The organism is Natronohydrobacter thiooxidans (assembly GCF_001884735.1).
Classification (GTDB): domain Bacteria; phylum Pseudomonadota; class Alphaproteobacteria; order Rhodobacterales; family Rhodobacteraceae; genus Roseinatronobacter; species Roseinatronobacter thiooxidans_A.
Window position 1 is genome coordinate 46,775 of the sequence record NZ_MJAP01000032.1, and the last position, 18,859, is coordinate 65,633.

At 63.2% G+C, this 18,859-nt stretch carries 19 protein-coding genes; 10 read left to right on the top strand and 9 right to left on the bottom strand.

The window, feature by feature from the left end:
- Positions 1-120: 120 nt before the first annotated feature.
- Entirely contained in the window at positions 121-768 is a 648-nt protein-coding gene (locus BG457_RS12745; RefSeq protein WP_071797557.1) for a YiaD family glycine zipper/OmpA-like lipoprotein, read from the bottom strand.
- 96 nt (positions 769-864) lie between these two features.
- Positions 865-1,671: a methylated-DNA--[protein]-cysteine S-methyltransferase gene (locus BG457_RS12750; RefSeq protein WP_071797558.1), complete on the bottom strand. Its 807-nt coding sequence runs from the start codon at positions 1,669-1,671 to the stop codon at positions 865-867.
- A 180-nt stretch (positions 1,672-1,851) separates the two neighbouring features.
- Here BG457_RS12750 and BG457_RS12755 point away from each other — a divergent pair, with 180 nt between their 5' ends.
- The 6 genes from BG457_RS12755 (at position 1,852) to folD (ending at position 8,216) form a co-directional block, all read left to right on the top strand.
- Positions 1,852-3,030 (top strand): MFS transporter, encoded by a 1,179-nt coding sequence (locus tag BG457_RS12755; RefSeq protein ID WP_071797559.1) that lies wholly within the window; start codon positions 1,852-1,854, stop codon positions 3,028-3,030.
- Positions 3,031-3,093: 63 nt separating this feature from the next.
- Positions 3,094-4,116: an aspartate-semialdehyde dehydrogenase gene (locus BG457_RS12760; protein ID WP_071797560.1), complete on the top strand. Its 1,023-nt coding sequence runs from the start codon at positions 3,094-3,096 to the stop codon at positions 4,114-4,116.
- Positions 4,117-4,326: 210 nt separating this feature from the next.
- Positions 4,327-6,003, top strand: coding sequence for a formate--tetrahydrofolate ligase (locus BG457_RS12765; protein ID WP_071797561.1), 1,677 nt, complete (start codon positions 4,327-4,329; stop codon positions 6,001-6,003).
- Between the two features lie 122 nt (positions 6,004-6,125).
- Complete coding sequence (locus BG457_RS12770; RefSeq protein ID WP_071797562.1) at positions 6,126-6,437, top strand: chorismate mutase; 312 nt, start codon at positions 6,126-6,128, stop codon at positions 6,435-6,437.
- Positions 6,434-7,309, top strand: coding sequence for a bifunctional 5,10-methylenetetrahydrofolate dehydrogenase/5,10-methenyltetrahydrofolate cyclohydrolase (locus tag BG457_RS12775; RefSeq protein WP_071797563.1), 876 nt, complete (start codon positions 6,434-6,436; stop codon positions 7,307-7,309). The genes BG457_RS12770 and BG457_RS12775 overlap by 4 nt, the downstream gene beginning before the upstream one ends.
- A 16-nt stretch (positions 7,310-7,325) precedes the next feature.
- Positions 7,326-8,216: a bifunctional methylenetetrahydrofolate dehydrogenase/methenyltetrahydrofolate cyclohydrolase FolD gene (gene folD, locus BG457_RS12780; protein ID WP_071797738.1), complete on the top strand. Its 891-nt coding sequence runs from the start codon at positions 7,326-7,328 to the stop codon at positions 8,214-8,216.
- Between the two features lie 61 nt (positions 8,217-8,277).
- On the opposite strand, the gene cysN is transcribed toward folD, so the two are convergent.
- Together cysN and cysD are read right to left on the bottom strand one after the other, a co-directional pair.
- The gene (gene cysN, locus BG457_RS12785; RefSeq protein WP_071797564.1) at positions 8,278-10,176 is read right to left on the bottom strand and encodes a sulfate adenylyltransferase subunit CysN; all 1,899 of its coding nucleotides are present in this window, start codon (positions 10,174-10,176) and stop codon (positions 8,278-8,280) included.
- On the bottom strand, positions 10,176-11,204 hold the full coding sequence (gene cysD, locus BG457_RS12790; protein ID WP_342715496.1) for a sulfate adenylyltransferase subunit CysD: 1,029 nt from the start codon (positions 11,202-11,204) through the stop codon (positions 10,176-10,178). Before cysD ends, cysN begins: the two co-directional genes overlap by 1 nt.
- On the opposite strand from cysD, the gene BG457_RS12795 reads away from it, so the two are divergent.
- On the top strand, positions 11,167-12,051 hold the full coding sequence (locus tag BG457_RS12795; RefSeq protein WP_071797566.1) for a helix-turn-helix transcriptional regulator: 885 nt from the start codon (positions 11,167-11,169) through the stop codon (positions 12,049-12,051). The genes cysD and BG457_RS12795 overlap by 38 nt on opposite strands.
- A 6-nt stretch (positions 12,052-12,057) precedes the next feature.
- On the opposite strand, the gene plsY is transcribed toward BG457_RS12795, so the two are convergent.
- From plsY to BG457_RS12820, 5 genes are read right to left on the bottom strand one after another with little or no spacing between them, the layout of a single operon-like run.
- Positions 12,058-12,666: a glycerol-3-phosphate 1-O-acyltransferase PlsY gene (gene plsY / locus BG457_RS12800; protein WP_071797567.1), complete on the bottom strand. Its 609-nt coding sequence runs from the start codon at positions 12,664-12,666 to the stop codon at positions 12,058-12,060.
- Positions 12,659-13,942: a dihydroorotase gene (gene pyrC, locus BG457_RS12805; protein WP_071797568.1), complete on the bottom strand. Its 1,284-nt coding sequence runs from the start codon at positions 13,940-13,942 to the stop codon at positions 12,659-12,661. The genes plsY and pyrC overlap by 8 nt, the downstream gene beginning before the upstream one ends.
- Before the next feature lie 10 nt (positions 13,943-13,952).
- Positions 13,953-14,396 (bottom strand): hypothetical protein, encoded by a 444-nt coding sequence (locus BG457_RS12810; RefSeq protein WP_071797569.1) that lies wholly within the window; start codon positions 14,394-14,396, stop codon positions 13,953-13,955.
- On the bottom strand, positions 14,396-14,866 hold the full coding sequence (locus BG457_RS12815; RefSeq protein ID WP_084657628.1) for a hypothetical protein: 471 nt from the start codon (positions 14,864-14,866) through the stop codon (positions 14,396-14,398). The genes BG457_RS12810 and BG457_RS12815 overlap by 1 nt, the downstream gene beginning before the upstream one ends.
- A complete protein-coding gene (locus tag BG457_RS12820) occupies positions 14,859-15,827 on the bottom strand; it encodes an aspartate carbamoyltransferase catalytic subunit (protein WP_071797570.1) in 969 nt (322 codons plus the stop codon). Before BG457_RS12820 ends, BG457_RS12815 begins: the two co-directional genes overlap by 8 nt.
- Positions 15,828-15,926: 99 nt before the next feature.
- Here BG457_RS12820 and BG457_RS12825 point away from each other — a divergent pair, with 99 nt between their 5' ends.
- The 3 genes from BG457_RS12825 (at position 15,927) to BG457_RS12835 (ending at position 18,856) form a co-directional block, all read left to right on the top strand.
- Positions 15,927-16,748: a uracil-DNA glycosylase gene (locus BG457_RS12825; protein ID WP_071797571.1), complete on the top strand. Its 822-nt coding sequence runs from the start codon at positions 15,927-15,929 to the stop codon at positions 16,746-16,748.
- A complete protein-coding gene (moaB, locus tag BG457_RS12830) occupies positions 16,745-17,287 on the top strand; it encodes a molybdenum cofactor biosynthesis protein B (protein ID WP_071797572.1) in 543 nt (180 codons plus the stop codon). Before BG457_RS12825 ends, moaB begins: the two co-directional genes overlap by 4 nt.
- 87 nt (positions 17,288-17,374) lie before the next feature.
- A complete protein-coding gene (locus BG457_RS12835) occupies positions 17,375-18,856 on the top strand; it encodes an efflux RND transporter periplasmic adaptor subunit (protein ID WP_071797573.1) in 1,482 nt (493 codons plus the stop codon).
- Positions 18,857-18,859 lie beyond the last annotated feature (3 nt).

The following is an 18,859-nucleotide window of genomic DNA, read 5'->3' on the forward strand; positions in this document are numbered from 1 at the left end:
GCTGTCAATCTATGCCCGGAATTTGGGCATATATTGGTCAAAAGATATGACCAGATTGAGCGTTGCGCAAGAAAAAAGGCCAATCACGAGGATTGGCCTTTCTCGTGGGTAATGTAACGGTCACGCGGGTTGATGCGGACGGATAAAGATCTCCACGCGACGGTTCTGGCGGCGCCCTTCCGGGGTTGCATTATTCGCAACCGGCTGGGTCAGGCCGCGCCCGATCGTCTGGATGCGGTTCGCAGCCACGCCCTGACTGCGCAGCACTTGCGCCACGGATTGCGCGCGCCGTTCGGAAAGCGACTGGTTATAGGCCGCGGCGCCGGTGTTGTCGGTATGCCCGACCACGATCACATCGCTGCGCGGGTAGTTCACCAGATTGGTCGAGATGACCCGCAGATCCTGCTGTAGGTCGGGGCGTAATGTGGCGCTGTCAACGGCAAAGAGCAGATCCTGCGGCAGGGTCAGGATCAGCTCCTGCCCTGTGTTGCGGATATCGACATTGCCGCCAAGCTGGCGACGCAGATCCGCGGCCTGACGGTCAAGTTGTTGACCGATCAGCGCGCCCGCCGTCCCGCCGAGCACCGCGCCGGCAACTGCACGGCGCCCACCGCCATCGCCGGTTGCGGCACCAATAACGCCACCGACCGCAGCACCGGTCACAGCGCCGGTCAGGGTGCGATTCTGCATATTGTTGGGATCGGGCGCACAGGCGGCCAGAACGAGTGCGGATGCACCCGCAAGAAGCACAGGGGCAGATAATTTCATGAAACCCTCCAGATGGTCAGCAAGCTATGTACCGCTGTAGAACGTTTTGCGCCACTACACGTTCCCTTGACCATACACAAACACGCGACTTTCCGCTCAGGAGGCCGCGTCAAGCCGCGCGGATTCCCATGCGAGCATGGCGCGTTTGCGCTCCAGCCCCCAGTGATAGCCGCCAAGTCCGCCCGCCCCGCGCAGGCAGCGATGGCAGGGTATCAGAAAGCTCACCGGATTGCGCCCGACCGCAGTACCCACCGCGCGCGCCGCCTTGGCTGTGCAGACCCGCGCGCCAATCGCGCCGTAACTTGTGACATGGCCAGAGGGCACCTGCAGCAATGCCTCCCAGACCTTGATCTGAAAGGGCGTGCCGATCATGTGCAGATCAACCTTGCCCGATTGTGCAAATGCGGCCTCGATATGAGGTGCCGCCACGGATGGGTCCTCGATCAACTGCGCCTTTGGCCAGCGCTGCGCCATATCCGCGAAGATCTTATCCTGCTCGGCCTCATCGGCGAAGGCCAGCCCGCAAAGCCCGCGGTCGCTGGCAATACCCAGTGCCATGCCGAACGGGGTGTCGAACCAGCCATAGCGCAGCACCAGCCCCGCCCCACGCCGAGCATAGTCCCCCGGCGTCATCGCTTCCCAGCGCAGGAACAGATCATGCAGCCGCGCCTGTCCTGAAAGACCCATCGCATGCGCGGTCTCAAGTGTCGAGAATCGTGCTTCCAGCAGCTTCCGGGCATGGCCGAGCGTCAGATATTGCTGGTAGCGCTTGGGCGAAACCCCGACCCACTGGCTGAACAGACGCTGAAAATGCGCCGCGCTCATGCCCATTTCGCCTGCCAGATCCGAAAGCGCGCGTTGCGCGCCGCCCGGCGCGTCGATCAGCGCAATGGCGCGTTCCATCACGCGGTAATGGTATAGTCTCTCGCTGCTCAGATCGTCCACGACCGTTCCCTTCACTCGACATCGCCAGATTACGGGATCGCCACGGCACAAGCGACACGAAAGCTGCGGATTCGGGTCATTGCACTTGCTTCACAGGTTCACTAAGCAAGGGCGGGGGATCATAGCCGGATCAGATGCATGAAATTGAGCCTGTCCTTTCTGGTGCTGGGCTATCTGCTCAGCCAGTTCTATCGGTCGTTTCTGGCCGTGCTCTCGGGGTTGTTGCAGGCGGATGTCGGCGTCACCGCCGATGATCTGGCCTTCGCCTCTGGCCTGTGGTTTCTGGTCTTTGCGCTGGCGCAGCTACCGGTTGGCTTGGCGCTGGACCGTTTCGGCCCCAGACGCACGACCGCGCTGATGCTGGGGCTGGGCGGTACGGGCGGGGCAGTGATTTTTGCCGTGGCGCAGAACGCCCTGCATATCAATCTGGCGATGGCGCTTCTGGGCATTGGCTGCGCCCCGGTCCTGATGGCCGCCTATTACATCTTCGCGCGCAGCTTCCCGCCCGCGATCTTCGCCACGCTGGCGGGGGCGGTGATCGGTTTCGGCTCACTGGGCAATATTCTGGGCGCCTTGCCGATGGCATGGGCGGCCGAGATCTTTGGCTGGCGCGAATCGATCCTTGCCATTGGCGGCGTGACAGCTCTTGTCGCGGGGGCGATCTGGTTCATCGTGCAGGATCCGCCCAAGGCCGAGACGCCGGACGGCGCGCGGGGCAGCTTGCTGGATATTCTGCGCATCCCGGCGCTCTGGCTGCTGCTCCCGCTTCTGGTGGTGAATTACGCCCCCGCCGCCGGGCTGCGCGGGCTCTGGGTCGGACCGTATTATGCGGACCTCTATGGGGCCACGGCCACCGGGATCGGACAGGTGACGCTGTTGATGGCGCTTGCGATGATTGCGGGCAATTTTGCCTATGGCCCGCTGGACCGCGTATTCGGCACCCGCAAGGGCGTGATTCTGACCGGCAATCTTCTGGGCACGGCCTGCCTTTTCGCGCTCGCCTTCTTTCCTTTGGCCGGATTCTGGCAGGCGGGGCTCCTGCTGGCCGCTGTGGGCTTTTTCGGGGCATCCTTTCCGATGATGATGGCGCATGGCCGCAGCTATTTCCCCCCGCATCTGACCGGGCGCGGCGTGACCTTCCTCAATCTGTGCTCCATCGGCGGGGTAGGGGTGCTGCAGGTGCTCAGTGGCCGCGTCCATGCCAGCGCGCCCGCCGCCCCACCCGAAGCCGCCTATCAGACGCTGTTCCTGTTCTTCGCGATCCTGCTGCTGATCGGCTGTATCATTTACGCCTTCGCCAAGGACCGGACCGACTAGCGCCCCTTCACCTTGGCGCCGAATTGCGATAGGTGCAGCGCGACGTGTGAAAAGGAGGCCGAAATGGGCTACAAGGTCGTCATCGCAGGTGCCACGGGCAATGTGGGCCGCGAAATGCTGAACATCCTCGCTGAACGGGAATTCCCCGTTGATCAGATCGCCGCTCTGGCCTCGCGCCGTAGTCTTGGCACTGAGGTCAGCTTTGGCGACAAGACCCTGAAATGCCAGGATCTCGACACGTTCGACTTCACCGGCTGGGATATTGCCTTCTTCGCCGTGGGGTCCGAGGCAACCAAAACCTACGCCCCCAAGGCCGCCTCGCAAGGCTGTGTCGTGATCGACAATTCCTCGCTCTATCGCTACGACCCGGACGTGCCGCTGGTGGTGCCCGAGGTGAATGCGGCCGCAGTCGATGGCTACACCAAGAAGAACATCATCGCGAACCCCAACTGCTCGACCGCGCAGATGGTCGTGGCGCTGAAGCCGCTGCATGATCGTGCGCGGATCAAGCGGGTGGTGGTCAGCACCTATCAATCCGTCTCCGGCACCGGCAAAGAGGCGATTGACGAGCTGTGGAACCAGACCAAGGGCCTCTATGTCCCCGGTCAGGAAGTGGCCCCTTCCGTCTATCCCAAGCAGATCGCCTTCAACGTGATCCCGCATATCGACGTCTTCATGGAAGATGGCTCGACCAAGGAAGAATGGAAGATGGTCGCCGAGACCAAAAAGATCATGGACCCCTCGATCAAGCTGACCGCGACCTGCGTGCGCGTGCCGGTTTTCGTGGGCCATTCGGAAGCGATCAATATCGAGTTCGAGGATTTCCTTGACGAAGAGGAAGCCCGCGACATCCTGCGCGAAGCCCCCGGCATCCTCGTCGTCGACAAGCGCGAGGCGGGCGGCTACATCACGCCTATCGAATGTGTCGGCGAATACGCCACCTATATCAGCCGTATCCGGCAGGATTCGACCATCGAGAACGGGCTGAACATCTGGTGCGTATCCGACAACCTGCGCAAGGGCGCTGCGCTGAACGCGGTGCAGATCGCCGAAGTTCTGGGCAACCGGTGCCTGAAAAAAGGCTGAAACCGGCCTCGGAAAAAATGATGAAGCGCGGAGTGTCAGCTCCGCGCTTTTTCATTTCGCAAGCGGCGTGGCGGCGCTGAAGCGCATGCGTTTCGTATCGGAAATTCCAAGGGCGCAACTGGCGCGGAAAATGTCGCAATCACGGCTTAATGCGGGGGCCGGTCCAGATATAGCAGGGATGTAGCGACAATTCCGCGCAGGGAGCGAAACATGGCCTTCAAGACCGACATCGAAATCGCCCGTGAGGCAAACAAAAAACCCATTCAGGAAATCGGCGCGAAGCTGGGTATCCCGACCGAACATCTGCTGCCTTTCGGCCATGACAAGGCCAAGGTCAGCCAGGAATTTGTCTCGGATGCGCGCAGCCGCAAGCGTGGCAAGCTGATCCTCGTGACCGCGATCAACCCGACACCCGCCGGTGAAGGCAAGACCACCACGACCGTGGGGCTGGGCGACGGGCTGAACGCCATCGGCAAGAATGCCGCGATCTGTATCCGCGAAGCCTCGCTCGGGCCGAATTTCGGCATGAAGGGCGGTGCTGCTGGCGGCGGTTATGCGCAGATCGTGCCGATGGAGGACATGAACCTGCATTTCACCGGGGATTTCCACGCGATCACCTCGGCGCATAACCTCCTGTCGGCGATGATCGACAACCATATCTACTGGGGCAACGAGCTGGAAATCGACGAGCGCCGGATCACCTGGCGCCGCGTCATGGACATGAATGACCGCGCGCTGCGCGATATGGTCATCTCGCTTGGCGGTGTCTCGAACGGTTTTGCGCGCCAGACCGGGTTTGACATCACCGTGGCCTCCGAGGTCATGGCGATCCTCTGCCTTGCCGCTGATCTGGAAGATTTGCAGCGCCGCCTGGGCGATATCGTGATCGCCTATCGCCGCGACAAGACGCCGATCTATTGCCGTGATATCGGTGCCGAAGGCGCGATGACCGTGCTCTTGAAAGACGCGATGCAGCCCAATCTGGTGCAGACGCTGGAAAACAACCCGGCCTTCGTGCATGGCGGTCCCTTCGCCAATATCGCGCATGGCTGCAACTCGGTCGTGGCGACGCAGACCGCGCTGGGGCTTGCGGATTACGTCGTGACCGAAGCCGGTTTCGGGGCCGATCTGGGGGCCGAGAAATTCTTCAACATCAAATGCCGCAAGGCCGGGCTGAAACCGGCGGTCGCGGTGATCGTGGCCACAGTGCGCGCGATGAAGATGAATGGCGGTGTGGCGAAAGCGGACCTTGGTTCGGAAAATGTCAGCGCCGTGCAGAAAGGCTGCCCGAATCTGGGGCGCCATATCGAGAATGTGAAATCCTTCGGCGTGCCGGTGGTGGTCGCGATCAACCATTTCCATTCCGACACAGAGGCCGAAGTGCAGGCCGTGAAAGATTATGTGGCCACGCTCGGGTCTGAAGCGATCCTGTGCCGCCACTGGGCCGAAGGGTCGAAGGGCGTCACAGAACTGGCAACCCGCGTGGCTGAACTGGCAGATGGCGATCACTCGCAATTCGCGCCGCTCTATAGTGATGACATGCCCCTCTTTGACAAGATCCAGACCATCGCGCGCCGCATCTACCGCGCCGATGATGTGCTGGCTGATGCGAAGATCCGCAGCCAGTTGAAGGAATGGGAAACCGCGGGCTATGGCAATCTGCCGATCTGCATGGCCAAGACCCAGTATTCCTTCTCGACCGACCCGAACCTGCGCGGTGCGCCCGAGAACCATTCGGTGCCGGTGCGCGAAGTGCGCCTGTCCGCCGGGGCCGGGTTCATCGTGGTGATCTGCGGTGAAATCATGACCATGCCGGGCCTGCCGCGCAAACCGGCGGCGCAGACCATCCGCTTCAACGAGGAAGGGCTGATCGAAGGTCTGTTCTGATCGGGCCGGGCGGGCGGCCTCGCGCGTCGTCGTCCCGCCCACCCTCCCGCAGGGGCGCATTGCACAGGGCATATCAGAGCGGTAGGTAGGGCGCGTGCTGCCTGCCAGATAAGGATGCCCTGATGCGCCTGCCCTCCGAATGTCGGAACATGGACGAATTGCGTGCCCAGATCGACCGGCTCGATCAGGAGCTGGTCGGGCTGCTTGTCGCGCGGACCGGATATATCGACCGCGCGATCGACCTGAAGACGTCGGCGCAACTGCCCGCGCGGATCGAGGCGCGCGTGGACGAAGTGCTGGAAAATGTCCGGAGGCTGGCCGCGCAACAGGGGCTGGATCCGGAACTGGCAGCGGCGCTCTGGGAGCGCATCATCGAATGGTCCATTGCCCGCGAAGAGCGGGTTCTGGGCAAGACGCAAGAGAGACCGGAATGACCGCCACATTGATCGACGGCAAGCTGATCGCCCGGAAGATGCGCGCGGCCTTGGCGCTGGACGTGGCAGAACTGGCCCGGACCGGATGGTCGCCGAAGCTGGTGTCGATCACCGTGGGGGACGGCTCTGCCTCGGCGCTCTATGTGCGCAATCAGCAGAAACAGGCCGAGGCCACCGGCATCGAGTTCGAACAACGCACCTACCCGGCCGAGATTTCGCTGGAACAGCTGACGGGTGTCCTGAGTGGGCTGAACAGCGATCCGAGGGTGCATGGGATCATCATCCAGCGCCCCTTGCCGCCGCATATCCCGGTCAAGACCTTGCAGAAAGCCGTGCATCCGCTGAAGGATGTAGAAGGCATGCACCCGGCGTCAATTGGCAATATCGTCTATAACGACCTCGCGCTTGGTCCCTGCACGGCGGTGGCAGCGGTCGAGATACTGAAAACCCTGCCCCTGCAGGTCGAAGGTCTGGATGTGGTGGTGATTGGCCATTCGGAGATCGTGGGCAAACCGATTGCCTTTCTGATGATGGGTCTGGGGGCGACGGTTACGGTCTGCCACCATATGACGCGGCAGGTCGCGGTACATTCGCGCCGCGCCGATGCGGTATTCGTGGCTGTCGGCAAACCTGGCCTTGTGACCGGGGATATGCTGAAACCGGGGGCTGCGCTGATTGATATCGGCATCAACCGGGTCGATGGGCGGACCGTGGGCGATGCCGATTTCGAGAGCTGTTCCAAGGTCGCGGGCTGGATCACACCGGTTCCCGGTGGCGTGGGGCCGGTCACAGTGGCCACATTGCTGAAAAACGCGGTGCTGGCAGCGCAGATGCAGCGAGACCATTATGCGGCGAGTTTCGCCGCCAGCTGAAGGCAAGGAGAAGAAGATGTCCGCGACGCTGATTGATGGCAAGGCCTTTGCCGCGCAAGTGCGCGCCAAGGTGGCCGAGCATGTTACCCGTCTGAAGAATGATCACGGGCTGGTGCCCGGTCTGGCCGTGGTGCTGGTGGGCGAAGATCCCGCAAGTCAGGTCTATGTGCGCTCGAAGGGCAAGCAGACGGTCGAGGTCGGAATGGCCTCTTTCGAACATAAGCTCTCGCCCGAGACCTCTGAGGCCGATCTGCTGGCGTTGATCGCAAAACTGAACGCCGACCCGAAAGTTCACGGGATTCTCGTGCAGTTACCGCTGCCTTCTCATCTGAATTCCGATCTGGTGATCAACAGCATCGACCCGGCAAAGGATGTGGACGGCTTTCACATTTCCAATGTGGGCCTGTTGGGCACCGGACAGAAATCCATGGTGCCCTGCACGCCGCTCGGATGCCTCATGATGCTGCGCGATCACCTTGGCAGCCTGTCCGGCCTGAATGCGGTGGTCGTGGGGCGGTCGAATATCGTGGGCAAGCCGATGGCGCAGCTTCTTCTGGGCGACAGTTGCACCGTTACCATCGCCCATTCGCGCACCCGCGATCTGGCTGAAACCTGCCGCAGGGCGGATATTCTGGTTGCCGCTGTGGGCCGTCCAGAGATGATTCCGGGCGATTGGGTGAAGCCCGGTGCGACGGTGATCGACGTTGGGATCAACCGTATCGAACGCGACGGGAAAACTGTACTGGTGGGCGATGTGCATTTCGACAGCGCGGCGCAGGTGGCCGGGGCGATTACCCCGGTTCCGGGTGGCGTGGGTCCGATGACGATTGCCTGTCTCTTGGCCAATACTGTCACCTCCGCCTGCCGGGCGAATGGCCTGCCAGAGCCCGAGGGGCTGACGGCCTGACAGATGCGCGACGCGCAGGGAATGAAAGCCCCCGGTTCGCGGAACCGGGGGCTTTGTCATGTCACGGGATGAGTTTCGCGATGATCAGATCCGCGGCCTCTTCGGCACTCATGCGTGCAGTGTCGATGCGAATCTGCGGCGCTTCGGGCGCCTCATAGGGCGAGTCGATGCCGGTGAAATTCTTCAACTGACCGGCACGCGCCTTCGCATACAGCCCCTTCACGTCGCGCTTTTCGGCTTCTTCCAGCGGGGTGTCGATGAAGATTTCGACGAATTCGCCTGGTTGCATCATGGCGCGCACCATTTCGCGCTCCGAACGGAAGGGCGAGATGAAGGCCGTGATCACGATCAGCCCGGCATCGGTCATCAGCTTCGCCACTTCGCCCACACGGCGGATATTCTCGACCCGGTCCGCATCAGTGAAACCCAGATCCTTGTTCAGCCCGTGGCGCACATTGTCACCATCCAGCAGGAAAGTATGGCGGTTCATCCGCGCAAGCTTCTTCTCGACCAGATTGGCAATCGTGGATTTGCCGGAACCAGAAAGCCCGGTCATCCACAGCACCATCGGCTTTTGGTTCTTCATCCCCGCATGATGCTCGCGCGAGATATCGGTCGCCTGCCAATGGATGTTCTGCGCGCGCCGCAGCGCGAAATGGATCAGTCCTGCCCCGACCGTGCGATTGGTCATCTTGTCGATCAGGATGAACCCGCCCAGATCGCGGCTGTCCTGATAGGGGGCAAAGGGGATTTCGCGATCCGTGGTGATATTGGCCACGCCGATGGCATTCAGGTCCAGTGTCTTGCTGGCCAGATGTTCCATCGTGTTGACATTGACCTGATATTTCGGCTGCGCCACAGTTGCGCTGACGGTCAGCGGCCCCAGCTTCAGCCAATAGGTCCGGCCGGGGACAAGCTGATCCTCATCCATCCAGATGACACTCGCCTCAAACTGGTCCGCCACTTCCACCGGGTTGTTCGCAGCCGTGATCACCTGACCGCGCGAACAGTCGATCTCGTCCGCGAAGCACAGGGTCACGGCCTGACCGGCCACCGCCATATCCAGATCGCCATCCATGGTAACAATCCGCGAAATCACCGAGGTTTTGCCCGAGGGCAGCACGCGGATCTCGTCGCCCACCGAGACATGGCCAGAGGCTATCGTGCCCGAAAAGCCCCGGAAATCCAGATTCGGGCGGTTCACCCATTGCACCTGCATGCGAAACGGCTTCTGCTGATCCAGAGTCTGGTCCAGTTCGACGGTTTCCAGATGCTCCATCAGGGTCGGGCCGTCATACCAACGCGTGTTCGCGCTGCGCGTCGTCATATTGTCGCCCGCCAGCCCAGAAATCGGGATCGGGGTGAAATCGGCAATGCCGATGCTTTCGGCAAAGGCGCGATACTCTGCCAGAATGCGGTCATAGGCGGCCTTGTCATAGCCGATCAGATCCATCTTGTTGATGGCCAGCACCAGATGCCGGATGCCCAGCAGATGCGCCAGATAGCTGTGGCGCCGGGTCTGGGTCAGCACGCCTTTGCGCGCGTCGATCAGGATCACGGCCAGATCGGCGGTCGAGGCGCCGGTGGCCATATTACGCGTATATTGTTCATGCCCCGGCGTATCCGCGACGATGAACTTGCGCTTCTCGGTCGCAAAAAAGCGATAGGCCACGTCAATGGTGATGCCCTGTTCACGCTCGGCGGCCAGACCATCGACCAGCAGCGCGAAGTCGATATTCTCGCCCTGCGTGCCGACACGGCGCGAATCGGCCTCCAGCGTGGCGAGCTGATCCTCGAAGATCATCTTGCTGTCATAGAGAAGCCGCCCGATCAGCGTGGACTTTCCGTCATCGACCGAACCGCAAGTGATGAAACGCAGCATGGTCTTGTGCTGATGGGTCTCCAGATAGGCGTCGATATCCTCGGCAATGAGCGCGTCGGTTTTGTAAATCTCGTTCATCAGAAATAGCCTTCCTGCTTCTTTTTCTCCATGGACGCGGCCTGATCATGGTCAATCGCGCGGCCTTGGCGTTCGGATGTGGTGGTGAGCAGCATTTCCTGAATGATCTCGGGCAGGGTGGTCGCGCGGCTCTCGACCGCGCCGGTCAGCGGATAGCAGCCCAGCGTGCGGAATCGAATCGAGCGCATCACCGGCTCTTCGCCCTTCAGCGGGAAGCGGTCATCATCGACCATCAGCGTCAGCCCGTCCCGGATCACAGTCGGCCGCTCGGCCGCGTAGTAAAGCGGCACGATCTCGATGTTTTCCAGATGGATATACTGCCAGATATCCAGCTCGGTCCAGTTCGACAGCGGAAAGACCCGCATCGATTCGCCGCGCGCCTTGCGCGCATTATAGGTGCGCCACAATTCCGGGCGCTGATTCTTCGGATCCCAGCGATGGCTGGCGGTGCGGAAGCTGAAAATCCGCTCCTTGGCGCGGCTCTTTTCCTCGTCGCGCCGCGCGCCGCCGAAAGCTGCATCAAAGCCGTGCAGGTCAAGCGCCTGTTTCAGCCCTTCGGTTTTCCACATATCCGTATGCAGCCCGCCATGATCGAAAGGGTTGATGCCCTGACGCACCGCATCGGGGTTCTGATGCACCAGAAGCTGCATCCCCGCCTTGCGCGCGGCGCGGTCGCGCAAGCTGTACATGTCGCGGAATTTCCAGGTCGTATCGACATGCAACAGCGGGAAGGGCGGGGGCGATGGGTAGAACGCCTTTTTTGCCAGATGCAGCATCACGGCGCTGTCCTTGCCGACAGAATAGAGCATCACCGGCTTTTCAGCCTCGGAGACGACTTCGCGCATGATATGGATCGCCTCGGCCTCAAGGCGTTGCAAATGGGTCAGGGAACGGAGGGACATCAGCTTTCCTGCATCAAATTGTGTTTCAGCGCTCGTAATCCGGCCCTGATCCGGTGTAACCTCCCAAATGGGAGGGTGTTGGTCCGCCATGCTGTCACTACAGGAATCCGAGCTGCTTCTGGCCATCGCGCAGGCCGGGAGAGAGCGCAGTGCCTGGCCTCAGGCGTTGCGCCTGCTGGCCGCGCAGGTGCAGGCAGAGGCTGGCCTGCTGTTCCTGCCAGAGGGGGGCTGGGATCAGTCGGGGGCGATGGGGCGGCCCTTGCCGGAAATATTCGCCGGATTGCGGCTGGGGCGCGTCTACACGGCAGAAGAGCTTGCCGACCGGGCCCTGACCGGGCTGCAAGCTGTCGCCGATCTGCGCGCCATTGGCATGACGGGTTCCGCTTGGCTGATGACAACGCGGAGCCGGGGCAGTTTCCGGGCGGTCGACAGTGCGGTGCTTTCGGCCTTTGCGCCGCATATCGCGCAGGCGCTGGCCACGGGCGACGCTTTACATCAGCTTGCGGACCGGCTGACGCAGCACGAGCAGGTCGCAAGGCGGCTTGGGATGGGCCTTGTGCAGGCTGACCCGTCGGGCCGGATCCTGGCGATGGATGAGACAGCGCTTGACCTGCTGGCCCGCGCCGATGTCACGCTCGGCAAGCTGTCCCCGGGCGTCGTCGAACTGGCGCCAAGGCTTGAACTGGCTGTCCGGCAGAACCCGGATGGCAGTCTTGCTGCGGTGCTGCGTGCCACGGATATCCCCTTGCCCGAGGCAGGTATCATCGCACAGGCGCTGGGTGTCTCGCTGGCCGAGGCGCGGCTGGCCCGCGCGCTGGGCATGGGGGACACACTGGCTCAGGCCGCCGGGCGTCTGGGGCTGACCGTCGAAACCGCGCGCGCCTATTCCAGACAGATTTTCGCCAAGACCGGTCTGCGTGGTCAGCCCGACCTGATGCGCAGGCTCTGGGCGGGTGCCGTGCCGCTGGGCTGAGTTCTGTCAGCGCTTGCGCGCGAAACGGGACTCTGTGCCCGCTGCGAGGCGGCGGATGTTATCCGCGTGCTTCCCGAAGATCATCGCGCCCAAAGCCACGAACAGCACGATCATTGATCCATACCCCAGCGCCAAAGCCAGAAGCGGGCTGAGCGCTGTTGCGACCAGCGCAGAGAGCGAGGAATAGCGTGACAGCGCAAAGACCCCGACCCAGATCGCGCAGATCGCCAGTCCCACCGGCCATGCCAGCGCAAGCGCGGTGCCGATGAAGGTTGCAACCCCCTTGCCGCCTTTGAAGCCAAGATAGACCGGGTAGAGATGCCCCAGAAAGGCCGCGAGGGCCGCGACCTGCGCAGCATCCTCGCCCAGTAGCCACCACGCAAGCAGGGCTGCAATCGCGCCCTTGCCCGCATCCAGCAGAAAGGTCAGCAGCCCCGCCAGCTTGTTGCCGGTGCGCATGACATTGGTCGCGCCGATATTGCCGGATCCGATCTGGCGCAGATCGCCCAGCCCCATCACCCGTGCGATCACCACGCCAAAAGGCACAGAGCCCAGCGCATAGGCCAGCAGCCCCACAATTCCCAGCAGCCAGAAAGGCGTGACAAGTTCAGGCATCGGAGACCTCGCGCTCGTAAACAGCTTGACCGCCGACATAGGTCGCCAGCACGCGGCCTTGCATCCGCGCGCCGTCAAACGGCGTGTTCTTCGACTTGGACAGCAGCGCGAACCGGTCCAGCACAAAGGGCGCATCCGGGTCGAACAGCAGCAGATCGGCAGGCGACCCGGCGGTCAGCCGCCCCGAAGGCAGCCCCAGCCGCTGCGCCGGATTGAAGGACAATGCGCGCCAGATCAGCGGCAGGGGCAGCCCGTCAGAATGATGCAGGCGCATCGCGGCGGGCAGCAGCGTTTCCAGCCCCACCGCCCCGGCGGCGGCTTCCTCGAAGGGCAGGCGCTTCGATTCCTCGTCATGCGGCGTATGCATCGAGCAGATCACATCGATCAGCCCATCCGCCACGGCCTGCACCATGGCGCGCCGGTCATCCTCGCAGCGCAAGGGCGGGGTGAATTTGAAGAAGGTGCGATAATCGCCCACATCGAACTCGTTCAGCGTGAGATGGTGGATCGAAATCCCCGCCGTGACATCCAGCCCGTTGCGCTTCGCGCGTTCCAGCGCGGGCAGGCTGCGCGCGCTGGTGATCTGGTCGGCATGGTAGCGCACACCGGTCATCTCGACCAAGCCCATGTCGCGGTCAAACCCCATCCGCTCGGCCATGGGCGACACAGCAGGCAAGCCGCGCAGCGAGGCGAATTTCCCGCTGCTCGCGCAGGCCCCGGCGGACAGTCCCGCATCCTGCGGATGGCCGATGATCAGCGCCCCCAGTCCGCGCGCATAGGTCATGCAGCGCGACAGCACCTTGGTATCCGACACCACCCTGTCGCCATCGGTAAAGGCCACCGCCCCGGCATCCAGCAGAAAGCCGATCTCGGCCATCTCGCGCCCCGCACGTCCGCGCGTGAGTGCGGCCATGCAGCGGATATTGACCGGTGTGCGCGCCTCGGCGCGGCGGGTGACGTATTCCAGCACCTCGGGCGTGTCGATGGCAGGGTCCGTGTCGGGGCGCAGGATCATCGTGGTGACACCCCCGCGCGCGGCGGCCAGCCCGGCACTGCGCAGCGATTCGCGATGCTGCGCGCCCGGCTCGCCGATCTGCACGCCCATATCGACAATGCCGGGCGCGAGGCATTTGCCCGCGCAGTCAATGCGCCGGGCACCGTCAGGGCAGGGCGCGTCGATTGCCGAAATCTGCCCCGCCTCGACCGTCAGACTGCCCGTCCGCTCGGTCCCGGTTTCGGGATCGATCAGGCGGGCATTGTGAAACCAGAGCGTCATGAGCACATCCTCAGCGGGTCAGAGTGTCGCGGATCAGTCGGGCGACAGCGGGGGCGTTGGTCAGATGTTGCAGCGATACAAGGCGCGTGTCGGTCTGCAGCGAAATGCTGGTCAGCCAGACACGGATGCGCCGGATCCGGTGCAACTCGATAGCGTCATCCTCGGCCAGAATCAGACGGCGATCGGTCAGCGCGTAGACAGGCCGCGCCCCGAAAATGCGCTGCATCAGCAAGGGTCCGGCCAGAAAGACAAAGGTCGTGAACAAGCCCGACCCCAGCCCGGACAATTCGCGCTGAAGCCCGCCATCCAGCGCGATTTTCAGAACAACGGCCAGCATCAGCAAGAGCGTCGCGAGAATGCCATCGGTCAGGAGCTGCACCTGCCGGTCCTGCGCGATCACTGCGCGCAACCCTTCGCCGGGTTGCAAGGTGACATGGGCGGGCAGCGGGGGCATCAGGCCCCCTTGCGCTTGGCGCGCTTGTCGCGTGCCGCAAGGATTTCGGCCACGACAGATTCGGCATCCGCGACATGCTTGATCAGATGCTTGTCACCCGATTTCGTGATGAACTGGATATCCCCGAACAGCCGACGCACGGTTTCCAGCTCCATCAGATAGGTCTCGCGCCCGCCCGGCCCGACAAGGCGCATAGTGCTCAGCACCCAGTAAAACCGCATCTGTTCCGAATAAAGCCACGCCCCGCGCACGCCCAGAGCCAGCACTGCGCCCAGCGAGCCAATGGCGACATGATCAGAGCCAAGCACGCTCAGCACCACCCCGGCCCCCACCATGCCCAGAAGCGCCATCACCCCGTGATCGCGCCAGAACACGCCCTTGTCAGCGCGGATCTCGCGCAGTTTTTTCTCGCCGGATTCAGGCGTGAAAACCGTCGCGTCCAACCGGGATTTGCGGATTCTCTCAGCCATGTGCGGCCTCCCGCAAACGCTCGCGTTCGCGCCGCGCGCGCAGATTGCGCGCCAGCAGATCCATACAGGCCATGCGCACGGCCACGCCCATCTCGACCTGTTCCTGAATGACCGAGCGGTTGATGTCATCGGCAATCGCCCCGTCAATCTCGACGCCCCGGTTCATCGGACCCGGATGCATGACGATGGCATCCTCCTTGGCATGGGCCAGTTTCTCGGCATCCAGCCCGTAGCGGTGGAAATACTCGCGCTCCGAGGGCACAAACCCGCCATCCATCCGCTCGCGCTGCAGCCGCAGCATCATGACGACATCCGCGCCCGCGAGCCCTGCGCGCATGTCATCAAACACCTCGACACCGAATTCCTCGACGCCCTTGGGCATCAGCGTGGGTGGCCCCACCAGCCGCACGCGATTCTCCATCTTGCCCAGCAGGATCAGGTTTGATCGCGCGACCCGGCTATGCGCAATATCCCCGCAGATCGCGATGGACAGCCGGTGCAGACGGCCTTTCTTGCGCCGGATGGTCAGCGCATCCAGCAGCGCCTGGGTCGGATGCTCATGCTTGCCATCGCCTGCGTTCAGAACCGCGCAATTCACCTTTTCGGCCAGCAGGTTGACGGCCCCCGAACTGCCATGCCGCACGACCAGCAGATCGGGGTGCATCGCATTCAGCGTCAGCGCCGTGTCGATCAGCGTCTCGCCCTTCTTCACGCTGGAATGCGCCATGGACATGTTCATCACATCCGCACCCAGCCGCTTGCCCGCCAGTTCGAAACTGGCCTGGGTGCGGGTCGAATTCTCGAAGAACATGTTGATCTGCGTCATGCCTTCCAGCGCGCGGCCATGCTTTTCGGCAGACCGGTTCAGCGCCACATAATTCTCGGCGAGATCAAGAATGGCAGTGATCTCGGTGGGGTGGAGCGGCTCGATGCCCAGAAGGTGAGTCTGTGAAAATGCCATGCGTCCCCCGCAACCCGCGTCTCGCGCTGTTATAGAAACCGCGCCTTGCAACGACAAGGCCGCTTTACCCTTTGACAGGGGCAGATTACCTTGCGCTGCATGAGCTTGCAGACCGGATGGGAAACAGACTGGCATATCGCGCGCGCCTGCCTTGAATGGCAGGTCGATATGGGCGTGGATGAAGCCATCTGTGATGCGCCCCTTGATCGCTTTGCGCTCGACCCGGCCCCGGCGCCCAAAACCGCGCCCAAACCCGCGCCCCAGTCCCCGGCCAAAGCCGCCGCCGCCCCCGCTGCGCCCGAAGTCGAGATTGACCCTGTGCGCGAGGCCGAAACCATGGCGACAGCCGCCGCCGATCTCGACGCGCTCGCTGCGGCGCTCGCCGATTATCCGCATTGCGAGTTGAAACTCGGCGCGCGCAATCTGGTCTTTTCCGACGGGCGCATAGGTGCGCGCGTGATGATCGTGGGAGAGGCGCCGGGGCGCGAAGAAGACCTGCGCGGGCGTCCCTTCGTGGGCGAGGCAGGCCAGCTTCTGGACCGGATGTTCGCGGCCATCGGGATGGGGCGTGACCATCCCGACATGGCGCAGGCGCTCTACATCACCAACATTCTGCCCTGGCGCCCGCCACAGAACCGCGACCCCAGCCCCGAAGAGCGCGCCATGATGCGCCCCTTCGTGCTGCGCCATATCGAACTGGCCGCACCCGATATTCTGGTGCTGATGGGGCGTATCTCTTCCTCGACCATGCTGGGCAGCAATGATGGAATCACCAAAATCCGCGGCCAGTGGCGCGAGGTCGCGGGCCGACCCGCGCTGCCGATGCTGCACCCGGCCTATCTGCTGCGCAATCCTGCGGCCAAGCGCGAGGCATGGGCCGATCTTCTGGCGCTTCAGGCCCGGTTGAGGACCAGTTCATGAGCCGTATCGACGAGACCAGACCCTTCATGCCCGTGCGCTTTGCCGTGCTCACTGTCTCGGATACGCGCGATCCGGCCAACGACAAATCCGGCGACACGCTCGCCGCCCGGATCGAGGGCGCAGGGCATACCCTAGCGGCCCGCGATATTGTGCGCGATGAGCGCGACCAGATTGCCGCGCAACTGCGCGCATGGTGCGCAGACCCCGGCATCGACGCTATCCTGACCACAGGCGGCACCGGCCTGACCGGGCGTGATGTCACGGTCGAGGCGCATCGCGACGTCTATGAGAAGGAAATCGAAGCTTTTGGCACAGTCTTCACCATCGTCTCGATGCAGAAGATCGGCACATCCGCCATCCAGTCGCGGGCCTGTGCCGGTGTGGCGCAGGGCACTTACCTCTTCGCGCTGCCCGGCTCGCCCGGTGCCTGCAAGGATGCCTGGGATGAGATATTGGTGCTGCAATTTGATTTTCGTCACCGTCCCTGCAACTTTGTCGAGATTTTTCCGCGACTCGACGAGCATTTGCGACGGAAGTAACGCGCTCTTGCGTTAGAGATGGTTGATCCGAAGCCGCAGATGCGGCGTAATTCATCCTGCGCGCCATTGCCCTGACCCGGAGTAGCCATGCGTTTCGTGACCCGCAGCCTGATTGCGCTGTTTCTTGTGTCTCTGTCCTTCGCCGCGCTTGGCTACGCGGGCTATACGCTGGTCTCCGCGATTCAGTCGCGTGCCGAAGCGCCCGCCAACCGGCCCCAGACCGGGCGCGAGCGCGTCTTCACCGTCCGCGCCCTGACTGTGACCTCTGGCGAGGTAACACCGGTCCTTGCGGCCTTTGGCGAAGTGCGCACGCGCCGGTCGCTGGAACTGCGCGCGCCCGTAGGCGGGCAGGTGCTGGAAGTCGCCGCCGGTTTCGAAGATGGCGCACAGGTTCAGGAAGGGCAGCTTCTGTTCCGCATTGACCCGGCCGATGCCGAAGCCGCCCTTGCGATTGAGCGCTCGGATATGGCGCGGGCTGAAGCAGAACTGCGCGATGCCGAGCGCGCGCTGAGCCTTGCGGCCGAAGATGTCGCTGCAGCACAGGACCAGCTCGACCTGCGCGTGCGCGCCCTGGAGCGCAGGCAGGATCTGGCCACGCGCGGGGTCTCGACCGAGGCCGCGCTGGAAGAGGCCGAACTGGCCGCCGCCTCTGCCCGGCAGGCGCTGGTCGGGCGCAGACAGGCCGAGGCGCAGGCCGAGGCCCGGCGCGATCAGGCGCTGACAGCGCTGGAGCGTCAGGCGATTTCTCTGACTGAAGCCGAACGCAGACTGGCCGATACCCGCGTTTACGCCAGCTTCTCTGGCACATTGGCGGATGTCTCGATCAGCGAGGGGCGTCTGGTCAACACCAATGAAGAACTTGGCCGCATCATCGACCCCGAAGCGCTGGAGGTCTCAGTCCGCGTCTCGACCGCGCAATATCTGCGCCTGCTCGACGAGAGCGGCGCGTTGCGCCACACCGAAGCCGAGGTCGCGCTGGAGGTGGCAGGGTTCGAGATCACATCGCCCGGTCGTCTCGTGCGGGCCTCTGCCACGGTTGAACAGGGCCAGAGCGGGCGCCGCCTCTTTGTCGATCTGAGCGCGCCGCGCGGCTTTCGTCCCGGTGATTTCGTAACCGTGCGCTTGCAGGAACCTGCCCTGAACGGGGTGGCGCTCCTGCCCTCGACGGCGGTGACGCCTGCAGGCACGGTGCTTGCAATCAATGCCGAAAACCGGCTGGAGGCCATCGCGGTCACGGTGCTGCGCAGGCAGGGCGACAGTGTGATCGTCGAGGCCAGCGCGATTGAGGGCCGCGAGATCGTGCGCGAAATCGGCCCGTCGCTGGGGGCGGGGATTCTGGTGCGCCCGCAGCGCGAGACGGCGACAGGGGAAATTCTCACCGAAGAGCCTGAAATGGTGCAGCTGGATCCCGAACGCCGCGCGCGCCTGATCGCGCAGGTGGAAGGCAACACGCGCATGCCCGCCGAGATCCGCGCAAGGATGCTCGCGCAACTCTCCGAAGCTGCGGTGCCTGCGGCGACAGTCGAGCGGCTGGAAAACGGCGGTCCGCGCGCGCAGGGCGGGGGCTGATCC